The 12,461-nt window shown below is 69.8% G+C and carries 15 protein-coding genes and 1 tRNA gene; 11 read left to right on the top strand and 5 right to left on the bottom strand.

From position 1 onward, the window contains the following. Positions 1-89: 89 nt before the first annotated feature. Positions 90-174: transfer RNA gene (locus tag LPN01_RS03755), tRNA-Leu, on the bottom strand. A gap of 173 nt (positions 175-347) precedes the next feature. On the opposite strand from LPN01_RS03755, the gene LPN01_RS03760 reads away from it, so the two are divergent. Continuing rightward, positions 348-488, top strand: a complete 141-nt coding sequence (locus tag LPN01_RS03760; RefSeq protein WP_262826991.1) for a hypothetical protein — start codon at positions 348-350, stop codon at positions 486-488. Between the two features lie 11 nt (positions 489-499). On the opposite strand, the gene LPN01_RS03765 is transcribed toward LPN01_RS03760, so the two are convergent. Further along, positions 500-2,008, bottom strand: coding sequence for a YifB family Mg chelatase-like AAA ATPase (locus LPN01_RS03765; protein ID WP_262826992.1), 1,509 nt, complete (start codon positions 2,006-2,008; stop codon positions 500-502). A gap of 129 nt (positions 2,009-2,137) precedes the next feature. Between LPN01_RS03765 and LPN01_RS03770 the strand changes: the two genes are divergently transcribed. The 8 genes from LPN01_RS03770 (at position 2,138) to dapE (ending at position 7,484) form a co-directional block, all read left to right on the top strand. Continuing rightward, complete coding sequence (locus tag LPN01_RS03770) at positions 2,138-2,443, top strand: hypothetical protein (RefSeq protein WP_262826993.1); 306 nt, start codon at positions 2,138-2,140, stop codon at positions 2,441-2,443. An 87-nt stretch (positions 2,444-2,530) separates the two neighbouring features. After that, positions 2,531-2,665: a 50S ribosomal protein L34 gene (gene rpmH, locus LPN01_RS03775; protein ID WP_031393806.1), complete on the top strand. Its 135-nt coding sequence runs from the start codon at positions 2,531-2,533 to the stop codon at positions 2,663-2,665. Between the two features lie 59 nt (positions 2,666-2,724). Continuing rightward, entirely contained in the window at positions 2,725-3,039 is a 315-nt protein-coding gene (rnpA, locus tag LPN01_RS03780) for a ribonuclease P protein component (RefSeq protein ID WP_410482780.1), read from the top strand. Then, the gene (yidD, locus tag LPN01_RS03785; RefSeq protein ID WP_262826994.1) at positions 3,036-3,248 is read left to right on the top strand and encodes a membrane protein insertion efficiency factor YidD; all 213 of its coding nucleotides are present in this window, start codon (positions 3,036-3,038) and stop codon (positions 3,246-3,248) included. Before rnpA ends, yidD begins: the two co-directional genes overlap by 4 nt. A 19-nt stretch (positions 3,249-3,267) precedes the next feature. Next, entirely contained in the window at positions 3,268-4,974 is a 1,707-nt protein-coding gene (gene yidC, locus LPN01_RS03790; RefSeq protein WP_262826995.1) for a membrane protein insertase YidC, read from the top strand. After that, positions 4,971-5,636: a ribosome biogenesis GTP-binding protein YihA/YsxC gene (gene yihA, locus LPN01_RS03795; protein ID WP_262826996.1), complete on the top strand. Its 666-nt coding sequence runs from the start codon at positions 4,971-4,973 to the stop codon at positions 5,634-5,636. The genes yidC and yihA overlap by 4 nt, the downstream gene beginning before the upstream one ends. 62 nt (positions 5,637-5,698) lie before the next feature. Further along, the gene (locus tag LPN01_RS03800) at positions 5,699-6,364 is read left to right on the top strand and encodes a glutathione S-transferase family protein (RefSeq protein ID WP_262826997.1); all 666 of its coding nucleotides are present in this window, start codon (positions 5,699-5,701) and stop codon (positions 6,362-6,364) included. Further along, positions 6,342-7,484, top strand: coding sequence for a succinyl-diaminopimelate desuccinylase (gene dapE / locus LPN01_RS03805; RefSeq protein WP_410482781.1), 1,143 nt, complete (start codon positions 6,342-6,344; stop codon positions 7,482-7,484). The genes LPN01_RS03800 and dapE overlap by 23 nt, the downstream gene beginning before the upstream one ends. A 7-nt stretch (positions 7,485-7,491) precedes the next feature. Here the strand turns inward: dapE and LPN01_RS03810 are convergent, their stop codons facing one another. The 3 genes from LPN01_RS03810 to LPN01_RS03820 all read right to left on the bottom strand — a co-directional run bounded on the left by LPN01_RS03810 (position 7,492) and on the right by LPN01_RS03820 (position 10,163). Continuing rightward, a complete protein-coding gene (locus LPN01_RS03810; RefSeq protein WP_262826999.1) occupies positions 7,492-8,067 on the bottom strand; it encodes a Smr/MutS family protein in 576 nt (191 codons plus the stop codon). Continuing rightward, complete coding sequence (locus tag LPN01_RS03815; protein WP_262827000.1) at positions 8,048-9,379, bottom strand: murein transglycosylase A; 1,332 nt, start codon at positions 9,377-9,379, stop codon at positions 8,048-8,050. The genes LPN01_RS03810 and LPN01_RS03815 overlap by 20 nt, the downstream gene beginning before the upstream one ends. Before the next feature lie 133 nt (positions 9,380-9,512). After that, a complete protein-coding gene (locus LPN01_RS03820) occupies positions 9,513-10,163 on the bottom strand; it encodes a Tim44/TimA family putative adaptor protein (RefSeq protein ID WP_262827001.1) in 651 nt (216 codons plus the stop codon). 177 nt (positions 10,164-10,340) lie between these two features. Between LPN01_RS03820 and secB the strand changes: the two genes are divergently transcribed. After that, positions 10,341-10,856, top strand: a complete 516-nt coding sequence (gene secB, locus LPN01_RS03825) for a protein-export chaperone SecB (protein WP_262827002.1) — start codon at positions 10,341-10,343, stop codon at positions 10,854-10,856. A 24-nt stretch (positions 10,857-10,880) separates the two neighbouring features. Next, complete coding sequence (murJ, locus tag LPN01_RS03830; protein WP_262827003.1) at positions 10,881-12,455, top strand: murein biosynthesis integral membrane protein MurJ; 1,575 nt, start codon at positions 10,881-10,883, stop codon at positions 12,453-12,455. Positions 12,456-12,461 lie beyond the last annotated feature (6 nt).

Here is a 12,461-nt window from a genome sequence, read left to right on the forward strand (position 1 = left end):
TATACACGATTGGCGGACGACCGAAACCATCGGTCGAAAACGGTCCGGCCCGATCGTCCGGCGGCATCATCACGCCCGATTTCGATGGATGGTGCCCCTGGCCGGACTCGAACCAGCATGCCTTGCGGCGTTCGATTTTGAGTCGAATGCGTCTACCAATTTCGCCACAGGGGCAGCGAAGTGACGCCCGGTAGCGGGTTGGCCGCGGCGCCGCAAGTGGCGCGGGCGCGATATCCGCGGACGGCGCGGACCGGTGTCCTCACCACGTGTTTGTCATGCACGGCCTTGCGGCGGCCCCGCGTCCGTGCTTGCTGAACCTGCGTAAGGAACTGGACGATGTGGCCCGCATGACGATCGAGCAAGATGCGCTGCATGCGCAGATCCGGGGGGCGCTGGAACAGGCCGACCTGATCGGCGACCATCTGATCGCCGCGCTGCTCAGCCAGTGCATCGCGCTGCTGGAGGATCGCGACCGGCCGCGGCATTGACGCCTTGGCGATCAGGCGATCGGCGCACGGCGGCGATAGCCGAGCGCTTCGGCGACGTGGATGCGGGTGACGACCGGACTGCCGGCGAGATCGGCGATCGTCCGCGCGACGCGGAGCACCCGGGTATAACCGCGCGCGGACATGCGCATCGCGTCCGCGGCCTGCGCCAGCAGCGCGCCGCCGGCCGCATCGGGGGTGGCGACGCGATCGAGCAGTGCACCGTCGGCGTCCGCGTTGGTCCGTGCCTCCTCCCCCGCATAGCGTGCGGTCTGGATCGCACGGGCCGCGGCCACCCTTGCCGCGACCTCGCGCGATCCTTCGGCGGCGGGCGGCAGCGCGAGATCCGCCGCACCGACCGCCGCGACCTCGACATGCAGGTCGATGCGGTCCAGCAGCGGGCCCGACACCTTCGCCTGGTAATCGGCGGCGCATCGCGGCGCGCGGGCGCACGCCAGGCTGGCATCGCCCAGATGGCCGCAACGGCACGGATTCATCGCCGCGATCAATTGCACCCGCGCCGGAAAGGTGACGTGCGCATTGGCCCGTGCGACGCTGACGACGCCCGCCTCCAGCGGCTGGCGTAGCGAATCGAGCACGCCGCGCTGGAATTCAGGCAGCTCGTCGAGGAACAGCACCCCCAGATGCGCGAGGCTGACCTCCCCCGGCTTCACCTTCAGCCCGCCCCCGGTCAGCGCCGCCATCGATGCGCTGTGGTGCGGACTGCGGAACGGGCGGTTGCGGGTCAGCCGGCCGTTGCCGAGCGTGCCCGCGACGGAGCGGACCATCGACACCTCCAGCGCCTCGGCCGCATCGAGCGGCGGCAGGATCCCGGGCAGGCAGGACGCCATGAGCGATTTGCCGGCGCCGGGCGGCCCGACCATCAGCAGGTTGTGGCCCCCCGCCGCCGCGATCTCCAGCGCGCGCTTGGCGACCTCCTGCCCCTTCACCTGACGCAGGTCGGGGCCGGTTCCCACCGGCTCGACCTCGCCCGCCGCGGGCGGCGAGAGCAGCCCGTGCCCCTTGAAGTGGTTGATGAGCGCGAGCAGGTCGGGCGCGGCGAGCACCTCGACCGATCCCGCCCAGGCGGCCTCCGCCCCTTGTGCGGCGGGACAGATCAGCCCCCTGCCCTCCGCCCCGGCGTGCAGCGCGGCGAGCAGGACGCCCGGCGACGGCGCGATCCGCCCGTCGAGCCCCAGTTCGCCGACGACGCAATAATCGGCCAGCGCCTCCACGTCGATCACGCCCATCGCACCGAGCAGACCGAGCGCGATCGGCAGGTCGAAATGCGATCCTTCCTTGGGCAGGTCGGCGGGGGACAGATTGACCACGATCCGCTTGGGCGGCAGCGCGAGGCCCATCGCGGATATCGCACTGCGGACCCGCTCGCGGCTTTCCGCCACCGCCTTGTCGCCGAGACCGACGACGACGAACGCGGGCAGGCCGGGGACGAGCTGCACCTGCACCTCGACGCCCCGCGCCTCCAGTCCCAGATAGGCCACCGTCTGAACGATCGCCGCCATGCCCATTCCCCCCGTCGCCCTGGCGTCACCCGCGGTTCATACCGGTTTTCGCATGACAGGGAATGGGACCATTTCGAACATGTCCCCGGCCGTCTTGTCCCGGCAACACACCGACCCCAAGTGAGGCCCATGCAGGATCGCCATCCCGTCGCCCGCGTCGCACAGCTTACCCTCGGCGGTATGCTGATCCTCGGTGCGGCGGCGGTCGGGCCGCTGCCGGGACCGGGCGGCATCTTCCTGTTCGCCGGCGGGCTGGTGCTGATCCTGCGCAATTCCCGCCGGGCGCAGGTCCGCTTCGCACGCGCCAAGCGGCGCTGGCCGCGGATCGGCGGGCTGGTCGACCGCACGATGCGCCGACGCAGCGCGCTGCGCCGCCATGCGCGCGACCGGCAATCCCGCGCCGCGATGCGCCGTGACGAAACGGCCCCGCGTTGACTTCGGCGACGCCCCTCATTATGCGCGCCCCATCAAGGCCGTCCCGCGTGGCGGCCGTTTTCTATTCAGACGATCAGGGAATGAATCATGAAGCGGACCTTTCAGCCGAGCAACCTGGTGCGTGCGCGGCGCCACGGCTTTCGTGCACGGATGGCGACGGTCGGCGGCCGGGCGGTGATCCACGCACGCCGCGCCCGCGGCCGCAAGAAGCTGTCGGCGTAATCGCGACACTCACCCGCCGCCGCGATTTCCTCGCGGCGAATGCGGGACGGCGTGCACCGATGCCGGGCTTCGTCCTGCTGGTGCACGACCGGAAGGACGGCGATCCCGCGATGCGCGTCGGGTTCACCGTCACCAAGAAGGTCGGCAACGCCGTCGTCCGGAACCGCATGAAACGGCGGTTGCGGGCGTTGGCGCGCGACCTGTTGCCGGCTGGCGGCATCCCCGGCGCCGACCACGTCCTGATCGGCCGCGACGGCGGGATCGAGCGCGACCATGCGCTGCTGACCGCGGAACTCGGCAAGGCGCTGGCGAAGATCGCGCGGGGCGAGAGCGCGCCGGCGCGCCCCCGGCCGCCCCGGACACCGAAACGGTGATCGCGAAGGCGCTCATCCTGCTCGCGCGGGGTTGGCAATTGGGGCCTTCGGCGGTCCTGCCGCCCACCTGCCGCTATCAGCCATCGTGTTCGGCCTATGCAATCACGGCGCTTCGCCGCTATGGCGCGGCCAAAGGGGGCTGGCTGGCGGTGAAACGGATCGCGCGCTGCCATCCATGGGGCGGGTACGGACCCGATCCCGTCCCTTGAGCTACGACGGGGCAAGACCTTGAACAAAGAACGTCAGAATTTCATGCTGTTCGCGGTCGTCGCGGCACTGATCCTGTTCGCGTGGCCGCTGATCCAGGGCAAGTTCTTCCCCGTGGCCAACCCGCCGGTGACCAAGATCGTCAACGGCAAGTCGCAACCGATCCCCGCACGTCCCTCGGCCGATCCGACCGCGGACACGTCCGGCGCGGTGCGCAACCGCCAGGTCGTGCTCGGCGAATCCCCCCGCGTCCGGATCATGACGCCGACGTTGCAGGGGTCGATCAACCTGAAGGGCGCGCGCATCGACGACCTGGTGCTGGTCAAGTACAAGGAAACGATCGCCAGGAATTCCCCGCCGATCCGGCTGCTGTCGCCGGCCGGTGCGCCGGAAGCCTATTTCGCGGGGTTCGGCTGGCGCGACGACGGGCTGAAGCCGCCCGCCGCCGACGCCGTCTGGGCCGCGTCGTCGCCGCTGCTGGCACCCGGCCGGCCGGTGACGCTGACCGCAGCCAACGCCAGCGGCCAGCGCTTCGCGATCGAATTGTCGGTCGACGACCAATATATGTTCACCGTCCGCCAGACGGTGCAGAACGCCGGCGCCACGCCGGTGCCGGTCGCGCCCTATGGCTATGTCAATCGCGTCGGCGTGTCGAAGGACCCCGGCACCTGGCAGATCCACACCGGTCCGATGTCCGTGCATGGCGGGGGCGCCGATTACGGCACCAAGTTCAAGGATCTCGACAAGGCACCGGAGCGCTTCACGACGACCGGCGGCTGGCTCGGCTTCACCGACAAATACTGGCTGACCGCGCTCGTCCCCGACCAGCAGGCGCAGTTCGACGGCCAGTTCCGTGCCGGCACCAACACCGCCTATCAGGCGGACTATGCGTTCGCGCCCAAGCTGCTCCCCGCCGGCCGCGCGCTGACCCAGACCAGCCGCTTCTTCGCGGGCGCGAAGGAAGTGAAGGCGCTCCAGCATTACGAGAACGACGCCGGTGTCACCAAGCTCGACAAGGCGATCGACTGGGGCTGGTTCGAGATCGTCGAAAAGCCGATCTTCACCTATCTCGACTGGCTGTTCCGCATGGTCGGCAATTTCGGCGTCGCGATCATCCTGCTGACGCTGACGATCCGCGGCCTGATGTTCCCGATCGCCCAGCGCCAGTTCGCCAGCATGGCCAAGATGCGCGCGATCCAGCCGAAGATGAAGGCGCTGCAGGAACGCTTCAAGGACGACAAGCCGCGCATGCAGCAGGAGGTGATGGCCCTCTACAAGACGGAGAAGGTCAATCCCGTCGCGGGCTGCCTGCCGACGCTGCTCCAGATCCCGATCTTCTACGCGCTGTACAAGGTGCTGATGCTGACGATCGAGATGCGGCACCAGCCGTTCGTCGCGTGGATCAAGGACCTGTCCGCGCCCGATCCGCTGACCCCGCTCAACCTGTTCGGCTATCTGCACTTCACCCCGCCGCACATGATCGCGATCGGCGTCGTGCCGATCCTGCTCGGCATCTCGATGTACTTCCAGTTCAAGCTGAACCCGGCACCGATGGACGACACCCAGAAGCAGGTGTTCGCGATCATCCCGTGGGTGCTGATGTTCGTGATGGCGAGCTACCCGGTCGGGTTGCAGGTCTATTGGATCGCATCGAACTTCCTCGCCATCCTCCAGCAACGCATCCTCTATGCGCGGCATCCGGGCCTCAAGATCGCGGCGGCCAAGTGAGCGACGACGTCGCCACCCCCGCGGTCGAGGGCTTCACGCCCGAGGCGATCGAGACCGCGCGCAAGACCTTCGCGGGGCCGATCGGTTTCCTGAAATCGGCGCCCGCGCTCGAGCATCTGCCCGCTCCCGTGGTGCCGGAAGTCGCGTTCGCGGGCCGGTCGAACGTCGGCAAGTCGTCGCTGCTCAACGCGCTGACCGGCCGCAACGGCCTGGCGCGGACGTCGAACACGCCGGGGCGGACGCAGGAGCTGAACTTCTTCGACGTCGGCACCCCCCTCGCCTTCCGGCTGGTCGACATGCCCGGCTATGGCTTTGCCAAGGCACCCAAGGATGTCGTCCGCAAGTGGCGGTTCCTGGTCAACGACTTCCTGCGCGGCCGCGACACGCTGAAGCGCGTGCTGGTGCTGATCGATTCGCGCCACGGCATCAAGGACGTCGATCGCGACATCCTCGAAATGCTCGACAAGGCGGCGGTCAGCTATCGCATCGTCCTGACCAAGGCGGACAAGGTGAAGGCGAGCGAACTCGCCGCGGTGATGGAGAGCGTCACCGCAGAGGCGCGCAAGCGGCCCGCGGCGCACCCCGACATCCTCGCGACATCGAGCGAGGGCGGGATGGGCATCCCCGAACTGCGCGCCGCGGTGCTCGAGGCGATCGGCTGAACCCGGCCCGTCGCGCCGCTCTTCGCTAGACCTGCCCCGCCCCGCCCGCTAGTCCGGCGGACATGAAGCTCATCATCGGCAACAAGGCCTATTCCTCCTGGAGCCTGCGCGGCTGGCTGGCGTGCAAACAGTCCGGCCTTCCCTTCGAGGAAGTCGTCGTGCCGCTCTACGACGCCGAATGGGACCGGCGGCGCGAAGGTGCGGAATTCGCTCCGTCGAGCGGCAAGGTGCCGATCCTGTGGGACGGCGAGGCGGTCGTCTGGGACAGCCTGGCGATCGTCGACTATCTCGCCGACAAGGTCGGGCGCGATCGCTTCTGGCCGGCGGACGAAACCGCGCGCGCGATGGCGCGATCGATGGCGGCGGAAATGCATTCGAGCTTCACCGCCCTGCGCCGCAAGCATGCGATGAACATCCGCCAGGTCTTTCCGGCGCAGCGGCCGGACGACGACGTCATCGCCGATCTCCACCGCATCATGGAATTGTGGGCGCAGGCCCGCGCGCGCTTCGGCGGCGACGGGGCGTTCCTGTTCGGGACCTTCGGCGCGGCCGACATCATGTTCGCGCCCGTCTGCACCCGGATCATCTCCTACCAGCTGCCGATCGCGCGCTTCGCCGCCGCCTATATCGACGCGGTTGTCCAGCATCCCTGGATGCAGGACTGGATCGCGGGCGCCCAGGAAGAGGATTGGGTGATCCAGCAATATGAGCAGACGCCCGCAGGATGACCGCCGCGTGATCGACGTCGTCGCGCTCGCGCAGGCGCTGCTGCGCGCGGACAGCGTCACGCCCGCGCGTGGGCCGGTGTTCGATATCCTTGAATCCGCGCTCGCCCCGATCGGCTTCGCCATCGACCGCTTCGTCGTTGGCGAGGCGCCCGACGGACCGGTGGAGAACATGATCGCGCTGCGCCAGGGCACCGGTCGCCATCTGGCGTTCGCCGGCCACCTCGACGTGGTGCCGCCCGGCGACGGATGGCACGGATCGCCCTGGTCGGGCGAGGTCCGCAGCGACATGCTGTACGGCCGCGGTGCGGTCGACATGAAGGGCGCGATCGCCGCCTTCGCGGCCGCGGCCTCGTGGAGCGTCGGCCCGACGCTGAGCCTGCTCGTCACCGGCGACGAGGAAGGACCCGCGACCTTCGGCACGCCCGCGCTGATCGAGCGGATGGCGGCCCGCGGAATCGTGCCCGACCTGTGCCTCGTCGGCGAGCCGACCTCGGTACGGCAGCTCGGCGACATGATGAAGATCGGCCGGCGCGGCTCGGTCAACATCTGGATCGACGTGCCGGGGCGGCAGGGCCATGTCGCCTATCCGCACCTCGCCGACAATCCGGCCGGCAAGCTGGCGCAGGCGCTCGCCGCGCTCCAGACGATGGGGCTCGACCATGGCAACGCCTGGTTCCAGCCGTCGAACCTGGAGATCACCGAGATCGCGGTCGGCAACCCCGCGCATAACGTCATCCCGGCGCGCGCCGCGGCGCGGCTCAACATCCGCTTCAACGACGAGCAGCGAGGGCCCGACCTGATCGAGCGCGTGCGCGGGGTCGTGCACGATCATGCCCCTGCGGCCACGGTGACAGGTACGGTGTCGAGCGAGGCGTTCCTGACCGAACCGGGGCCGTGGACCGCGATCGTGAGCGACGCGATCGTCGCGGTGACGGGACGGGTGCCCGAACCCTCGACGTCGGGCGGCACGTCGGACGCGCGCTTCCTCTCTCGCCTCTGCCCCACCGTCGAATTCGGGCTGGTCAATGCCACGATGCATCAGGTCGACGAGGCGGTCGCGCTCGCCGATCTGGAGGCGCTGGCGGCGGTCTATGCGGAGGTCATCGCCCGCGCGGGCTGACGCGAAATCAGCCGCGACCGCGCCGCAGCACGATGTAGAGCGCGCCCTGCCCGCCGTGCCGCGGGTGCGCGCCTCGCACCGCCGCGATCGCGTCGGCATGACGCGACGCCCCCAGCCAGTCGGCGATCGCCGCGCGGATCGCGCCGCGGGCATGCGGGCGCTCGCTCTCCGGCCGCGGCGGCTTGCCGGTGACGAGCAGCAGCACGCGGTCGCCGCGCGCGATCGCCCGCGACAGCCCGTCGTCGAGCAGCGCATGTGCCGAGGACAGTGTATGGCCGTGCAGGTCGATCGCGCTGTCCGGACTGACGATGCCGCGCGTCAGTCTCTTGTCCCAGCTGCCGTCGAGCGTGTTCTGGCGCGGCGGCGGCGGCGGCATCGCGACCACCCGCGTCGCCGAGGGCCGGCCGGCCGCCACCGCGCGGACCAGGGCCTTGGACGGTTTGGTCGCCTTCACCGGCGTCGCCGAGGCGACCGCCGCGGGGGCGACGGCGGGTCGCGCGGCCGGCGGGACCGCGCGCAGCGGCTTCACCGTCGCCATCACCCGCGCCCACAGGTCGGCCTCGTCAGGGTTGAGCTGGCGCATCGAGCCCCGACGGCAGGCTGAACCGGTTGCCCTGCATCCGCGCGAGCGTGCCGACCGGCAGCAGCAGGAACGCGGTTCCGCGCGCCGCCATGCCGCCGGCGGTGGCTTCGGCGACGGGGCCGGCACCCCAATAGGTGTCGAACCGGTTGCTGCCCTTGATCGCGCCGCCGGTGTCCTGCGCGACCCACAGCCCGCTCGCATCCTGCCGGTCCATCGACAGGAACACCGGTGCGCCGAGCGGCACGTATTTGACGTCGGCAGCGACGCTCACCCCGCCGTTGACGACATAGCCCATCGCGCCCACCGGCGGCGTGTCGAGCTCACGGAAGAACACGAAGCTCTTGTTCTCCTGCATGATCGCGCGGCCCTCGTCGGGATGCGTGCGCAGCCACGCGACGATGCCCTGCATCGATGTCTGCCCCGGCTGGAGCAGGCCGCGCGCCTTCATCAGCGCGCCGATCCCGGTATAGTCGCGTCCGTTCTGCGTGTCGTAGCCGACGCGCATGATCCCGCCGTCGGGCAGTCGCAACCGGCCCGATCCCTGGATCTGGAGGAAGAAGACCGCGGCCTCGTCCGCACCCCAGGCCAGCACCGGCGCCTTGCCGTCGAGCACGCCGCCGTCGATCGCGGCGCGGTCGTAATAGGGGATCAGGTTGCTGCCCGCGACGCGTCCGCGGATCTTGCGGCCCTTCAGCGTGTCGCTGAACTTGCCGAGGTCGACGTCGATCAGGTCGGTGGGACGCGCGTAGATCGGCACCGCATAACCGGGCCGCCGGTCGCGCGAGGCCGCGATCTCCGGCTCGTAATAACCGGTCGCGAACGCCTTGCCGTCGCCGACCTGCACCGTTTCGAAATGGGCCAGCAGGAACCCGCGCGCACCGCCGCGCGGCACGCTTGCCGCCGCGGCGCAGGCGGGTTGCCAGTCGGTGCCGCGGGTCAGCCCCGAGGCATCGACGCGGCGCATCAGGCCGGGGCAGCTCGCCAGAAACGCCTGCCGCGTCGCCTCCGCCTGCGCATCGGTGATCGGCAACGTATCGAGGGGCGGGCCGGCGAGGACACCGGCGGTGGCTGCGGTCGTGGCGGCCGGATTGGCGACGACGGGTGCCGCCGCCATCGGCACGGCGGGCTGGATGCGGCCATCGAACGACCGGCCGGACGTGATCGGTTGCCGCGCCGGCGTCGGACGGGGCGCGGTGCCGCGCGGCGGTGCCACGACGGGCGCCTGCCCCGTCCCCACCGGCACGACGCGCCCGCCGCATGCGGCGAGCGTCAGCGCCAGTGCGATGCTGGTGAAAGCGCGAATGGCGGTCATCGATCGTCCCCGTGTCGCCGCGCGCGGATCACGGCGCGGCCCGGCGACGCTGTGCCCAAGCGTCGCGGTCAGGACAAGGGGGCGAAACCCGCCGGGCCGGTCGCCCCGGCCGGTCGACGGCAGTGAGGATCGCCTATTCCTCGTCGGTGTCGGCGAGCCGCCAGTTGGGATCGCGGCTCTTGAGCGTCCGGGCGAAGGTCCAGACGTCGTGCGTCTCGACCGCGTCGGTCAGTGATCCGGCGATGACGGTCCCGTCGGCGTCGCGGGTCACCGCGGCGATATCCGCATCGAACCGCACCGTGATCCGTGCCTCGCGACCCTCGAGCGAGGCATCGGCGATTACCGCGCGTTCGATCGACACCAGCCGGTTCTCCAGCGTCTCGCCCGCTTCACGGCGCGCGGCGATCGCCTCGCCGAACGCATGCGCGACATCGGGTTCGGCGAGTTCGGCCAGCGCCTTCTCGTCGCCCGACCAGAACGCCTCCAGCGTCATCCGGTACGCCGCCTGCGCGCCGCCCAGGAACTGGTTGACGTCGAACCCCTGCTCGCCCGCCACGATCGAGCGCAGGCCGGCTTCGGCACGCGGTTCGATGTTGCGGTTGGCCGGTTCGCGCACCTCTGGCGTCGCGTCGATCGTGCGCGCGGTCACCGGAATCGCCGCGGGGCGATCCTCGGCCGCGCGCGGCAGCGGTTGCTGTTCGTGGCCGGTCCGTTTGCCGAGCACGCTGTAGAGACGGAGCGCCAGAAAGGCCGCCACCATCGCGAGAAGTACTACGTAGAACACCGTGCCTCCGATCTTGATCGATACATAGGCCGAAAGCCGTTACGATTCAAACCACGCCTGCGCCCGCGCGGCGTTGAAAGTCCCTGCGGGCGCTGCTAGGCGCGGGCGCCACCGGCACCGAACGCCCCATGGGCCGCTTCGGTCCCCGTGTCATCGCTTCAATCGAGGATCATTCGCATGGCCGACCAGGACAACGGCACCACCTTCGACACCCAGCCGCTGACCAACGGCGAGGATGCCGCGCCCGCCGCCGGCCTGATCTCGCAATACGTCAAGGATCTGTCGTTCGAGAATCCGAACGCGCCCGCTATCTTCCAGAACCCGAACCCGCCCGCGATCGACGTGCAGTTCAATATCGGCACCGCGCAGGTCGGCGAAGAGGTGCACGAGGTGCTGCTGAAGATCGACGTCAAGGCGGAGGCCGAGGGCCAGACCGCGTTCATCGTCGACCTGACCTATGCCGGCCTGTTCGGGCTGCGCAACGTGCCGGCCGACGCGATCCAGCCGTTCCTGCTGGGCGAGGCGCCGCGCCTGCTGTTCCCGTTCGCACGCCGCGTGCTCGCCGACTGCGTCCGCGACGGCGGCTTCCCGCCGCTGCTGCTCGAGCCGATCGATTTCGCCCAGCTCTACCTGCAGCAGGCCGAACAGAACGGCACCGGCGCCTTCTCGGTCGGGGACGTCGGCCACGCCTGATCCGCAGGCAAGGGGCGGACGCACGTGAACCTGACCAAGGCGCTGGGCTCGGTCGGCGGGCTGACGCTCGCCAGCCGGGTGCTGGGGCTGGTGCGCGATTCGCTGTTCTTCCGCTTCGTGGGGGCAGGCTTCGCGTCGGACGCGTTCATGATCGCGTTCCGCCTGCCCAACCTCTTCCGCGCGTTGTTCGCGGAAGGCGCGTTTTCCGCCGCCTTCATCCCGATGTTCAACCGCAAGGTGGCGGAGGGCGACACGGCGGCGGAGGGGACCGGCCTGGCGCACGGCATCGCCTTCGCCGAGGATGCGCTGTCGATCCTGCTGCCGATCCTGATCGTGATGACCGCGGTGATGGAAGTCGCCGCGTGGCCGGTCACCTACGCGTTGTCGGGCGGCTTCAACGGGGTCGATCCGGGGCAATTCGACTTTGCGGTACAGCTGGCGCGGCTCACCTTCCCCTACCTGCTGTTCATCAGCCTCGTGTCGCTGCTCGGCGGCATCCTCAATTCGCTCCACCGCTTCTGGGTCAACGCCGCCGCGCCGATCCTCCTCAACGCGACGTTGATCGTGGCGCTGCTGTTCTTCCATGCCGACGTGCCGCTGCTCACCGCGCGCAACCAGGCGATCGCCGTCACCGTCTCGGGCGCGCTGCAACTGCTCTGGCTGTGGTACGCCTGCCGCCGTGCGGGCGTGACGCTGCGCCTCAAGCTCCCGCGCTTCGGTCCCGACGTGAAGCGGCTGATGGCGCTGATCGGCCCCGCCGCCGCAGGCGCGGGCGCGGTACAGATCAATCTCGTCGTCTCCACCGCGCTCGCCGCCAGCCTGCTGCCATCCGGATCGGTGTCGTACATCTACGCCGCCGACCGGCTCAACCAGCTCCCGCTCGGGCTGATCGGCATCGGGCTCGGCACCGTCCTGCTCCCCACCGTCTCGCGCCTGCTCGGCCGGGGCGAGGACGCGGCGGCGATGGCGACGCAGAACCGCGGCATGGAGCTGGCGCTGCTGCTCACGCTGCCGGCGACGGTGGCCCTCGTCGTCTGCGGCGCGCCGATCGCCGCGGCGCTGTTCCAGCATGGCAAGTTCGACGCGACCGACACGCATTTCACCGCACAGGCGCTCGCCGCCTTCTCGATCGGGCTGCCCTCGTACATCCTCGTGAAGGTGCTGACGCCGGGCTATTACGCCCGTTCCGACACACGCACGCCGGTGCGATATGCGACGATATCGATGGGGGTGAACCTGGCGCTCAATCTCGCGCTGATCGTGCCGCTGAAGCATATGGGACCGCCGCTGGCGACCGCGATCGCCAGCACCGTCAACGTCGCGCTGCTCTATCGCACATTGTACCGGCGCGGCCAGTTCGTGCCCGATGCGCAGCTGAAGCGGCGGGCGCCGCGCATGCTGGTCGCGGCGCTGGCGATGGGCGCGGTGATGTTCTTCCTCAACGACCTGTTCCAGCCCTATACGACCGGTGCCAACCTCGCTCGCTGGGGCGCGATGGTCGTGCTGGTCGGCACCGGTGCGCTCGTCTATGCCGCCGCCGTGTTCGTGACCGGCGCCTTGCGCCCGGCGGACATCCGCCAGCTCATCCGTTCCAGATAAGGCCTC

The organism is Sphingomonas sp. A2-49, from assembly GCF_025548555.1.
Taxonomy (GTDB): domain Bacteria; phylum Pseudomonadota; class Alphaproteobacteria; order Sphingomonadales; family Sphingomonadaceae; genus Sphingomonas.

Bases quoted from the DNA above. Each gene is read 5' to 3' on its own strand.
- LPN01_RS03800 (WP_262826997.1), top strand. From the start codon at position 5,699: ATGAAGCTCATCATCGGCAACAAGGCCTATTCCTCCTGGAGCCTGCGC.
- rpmH (WP_031393806.1), top strand. From the start codon at position 2,531: ATGAAGCGGACCTTTCAGCCGAGCAACCTGGTGCGTGCGCGGCGCCAC.
- LPN01_RS03810 (WP_262826999.1), bottom strand. From the start codon at position 8,067: ATGCGCCAGCTCAACCCTGACGAGGCCGACCTGTGGGCGCGGGTGATG.
- LPN01_RS03760 (WP_262826991.1), top strand. From the start codon at position 348: ATGACGATCGAGCAAGATGCGCTGCATGCGCAGATCCGGGGGGCGCTG.
- secB (WP_262827002.1), top strand. From the start codon at position 10,341: ATGGCCGACCAGGACAACGGCACCACCTTCGACACCCAGCCGCTGACC.
- rnpA (WP_410482780.1), top strand. From the start codon at position 2,725: ATGCCGGGCTTCGTCCTGCTGGTGCACGACCGGAAGGACGGCGATCCC.
- LPN01_RS03765 (WP_262826992.1), bottom strand. From the start codon at position 2,008: ATGGCGGCGATCGTTCAGACGGTGGCCTATCTGGGACTGGAGGCGCGG.
- LPN01_RS03815 (WP_262827000.1), bottom strand. From the start codon at position 9,379: ATGACCGCCATTCGCGCTTTCACCAGCATCGCACTGGCGCTGACGCTC.
- dapE (WP_410482781.1), top strand. From the start codon at position 6,342: ATGAGCAGACGCCCGCAGGATGACCGCCGCGTGATCGACGTCGTCGCG.
- LPN01_RS03770 (WP_262826993.1), top strand. From the start codon at position 2,138: ATGCAGGATCGCCATCCCGTCGCCCGCGTCGCACAGCTTACCCTCGGC.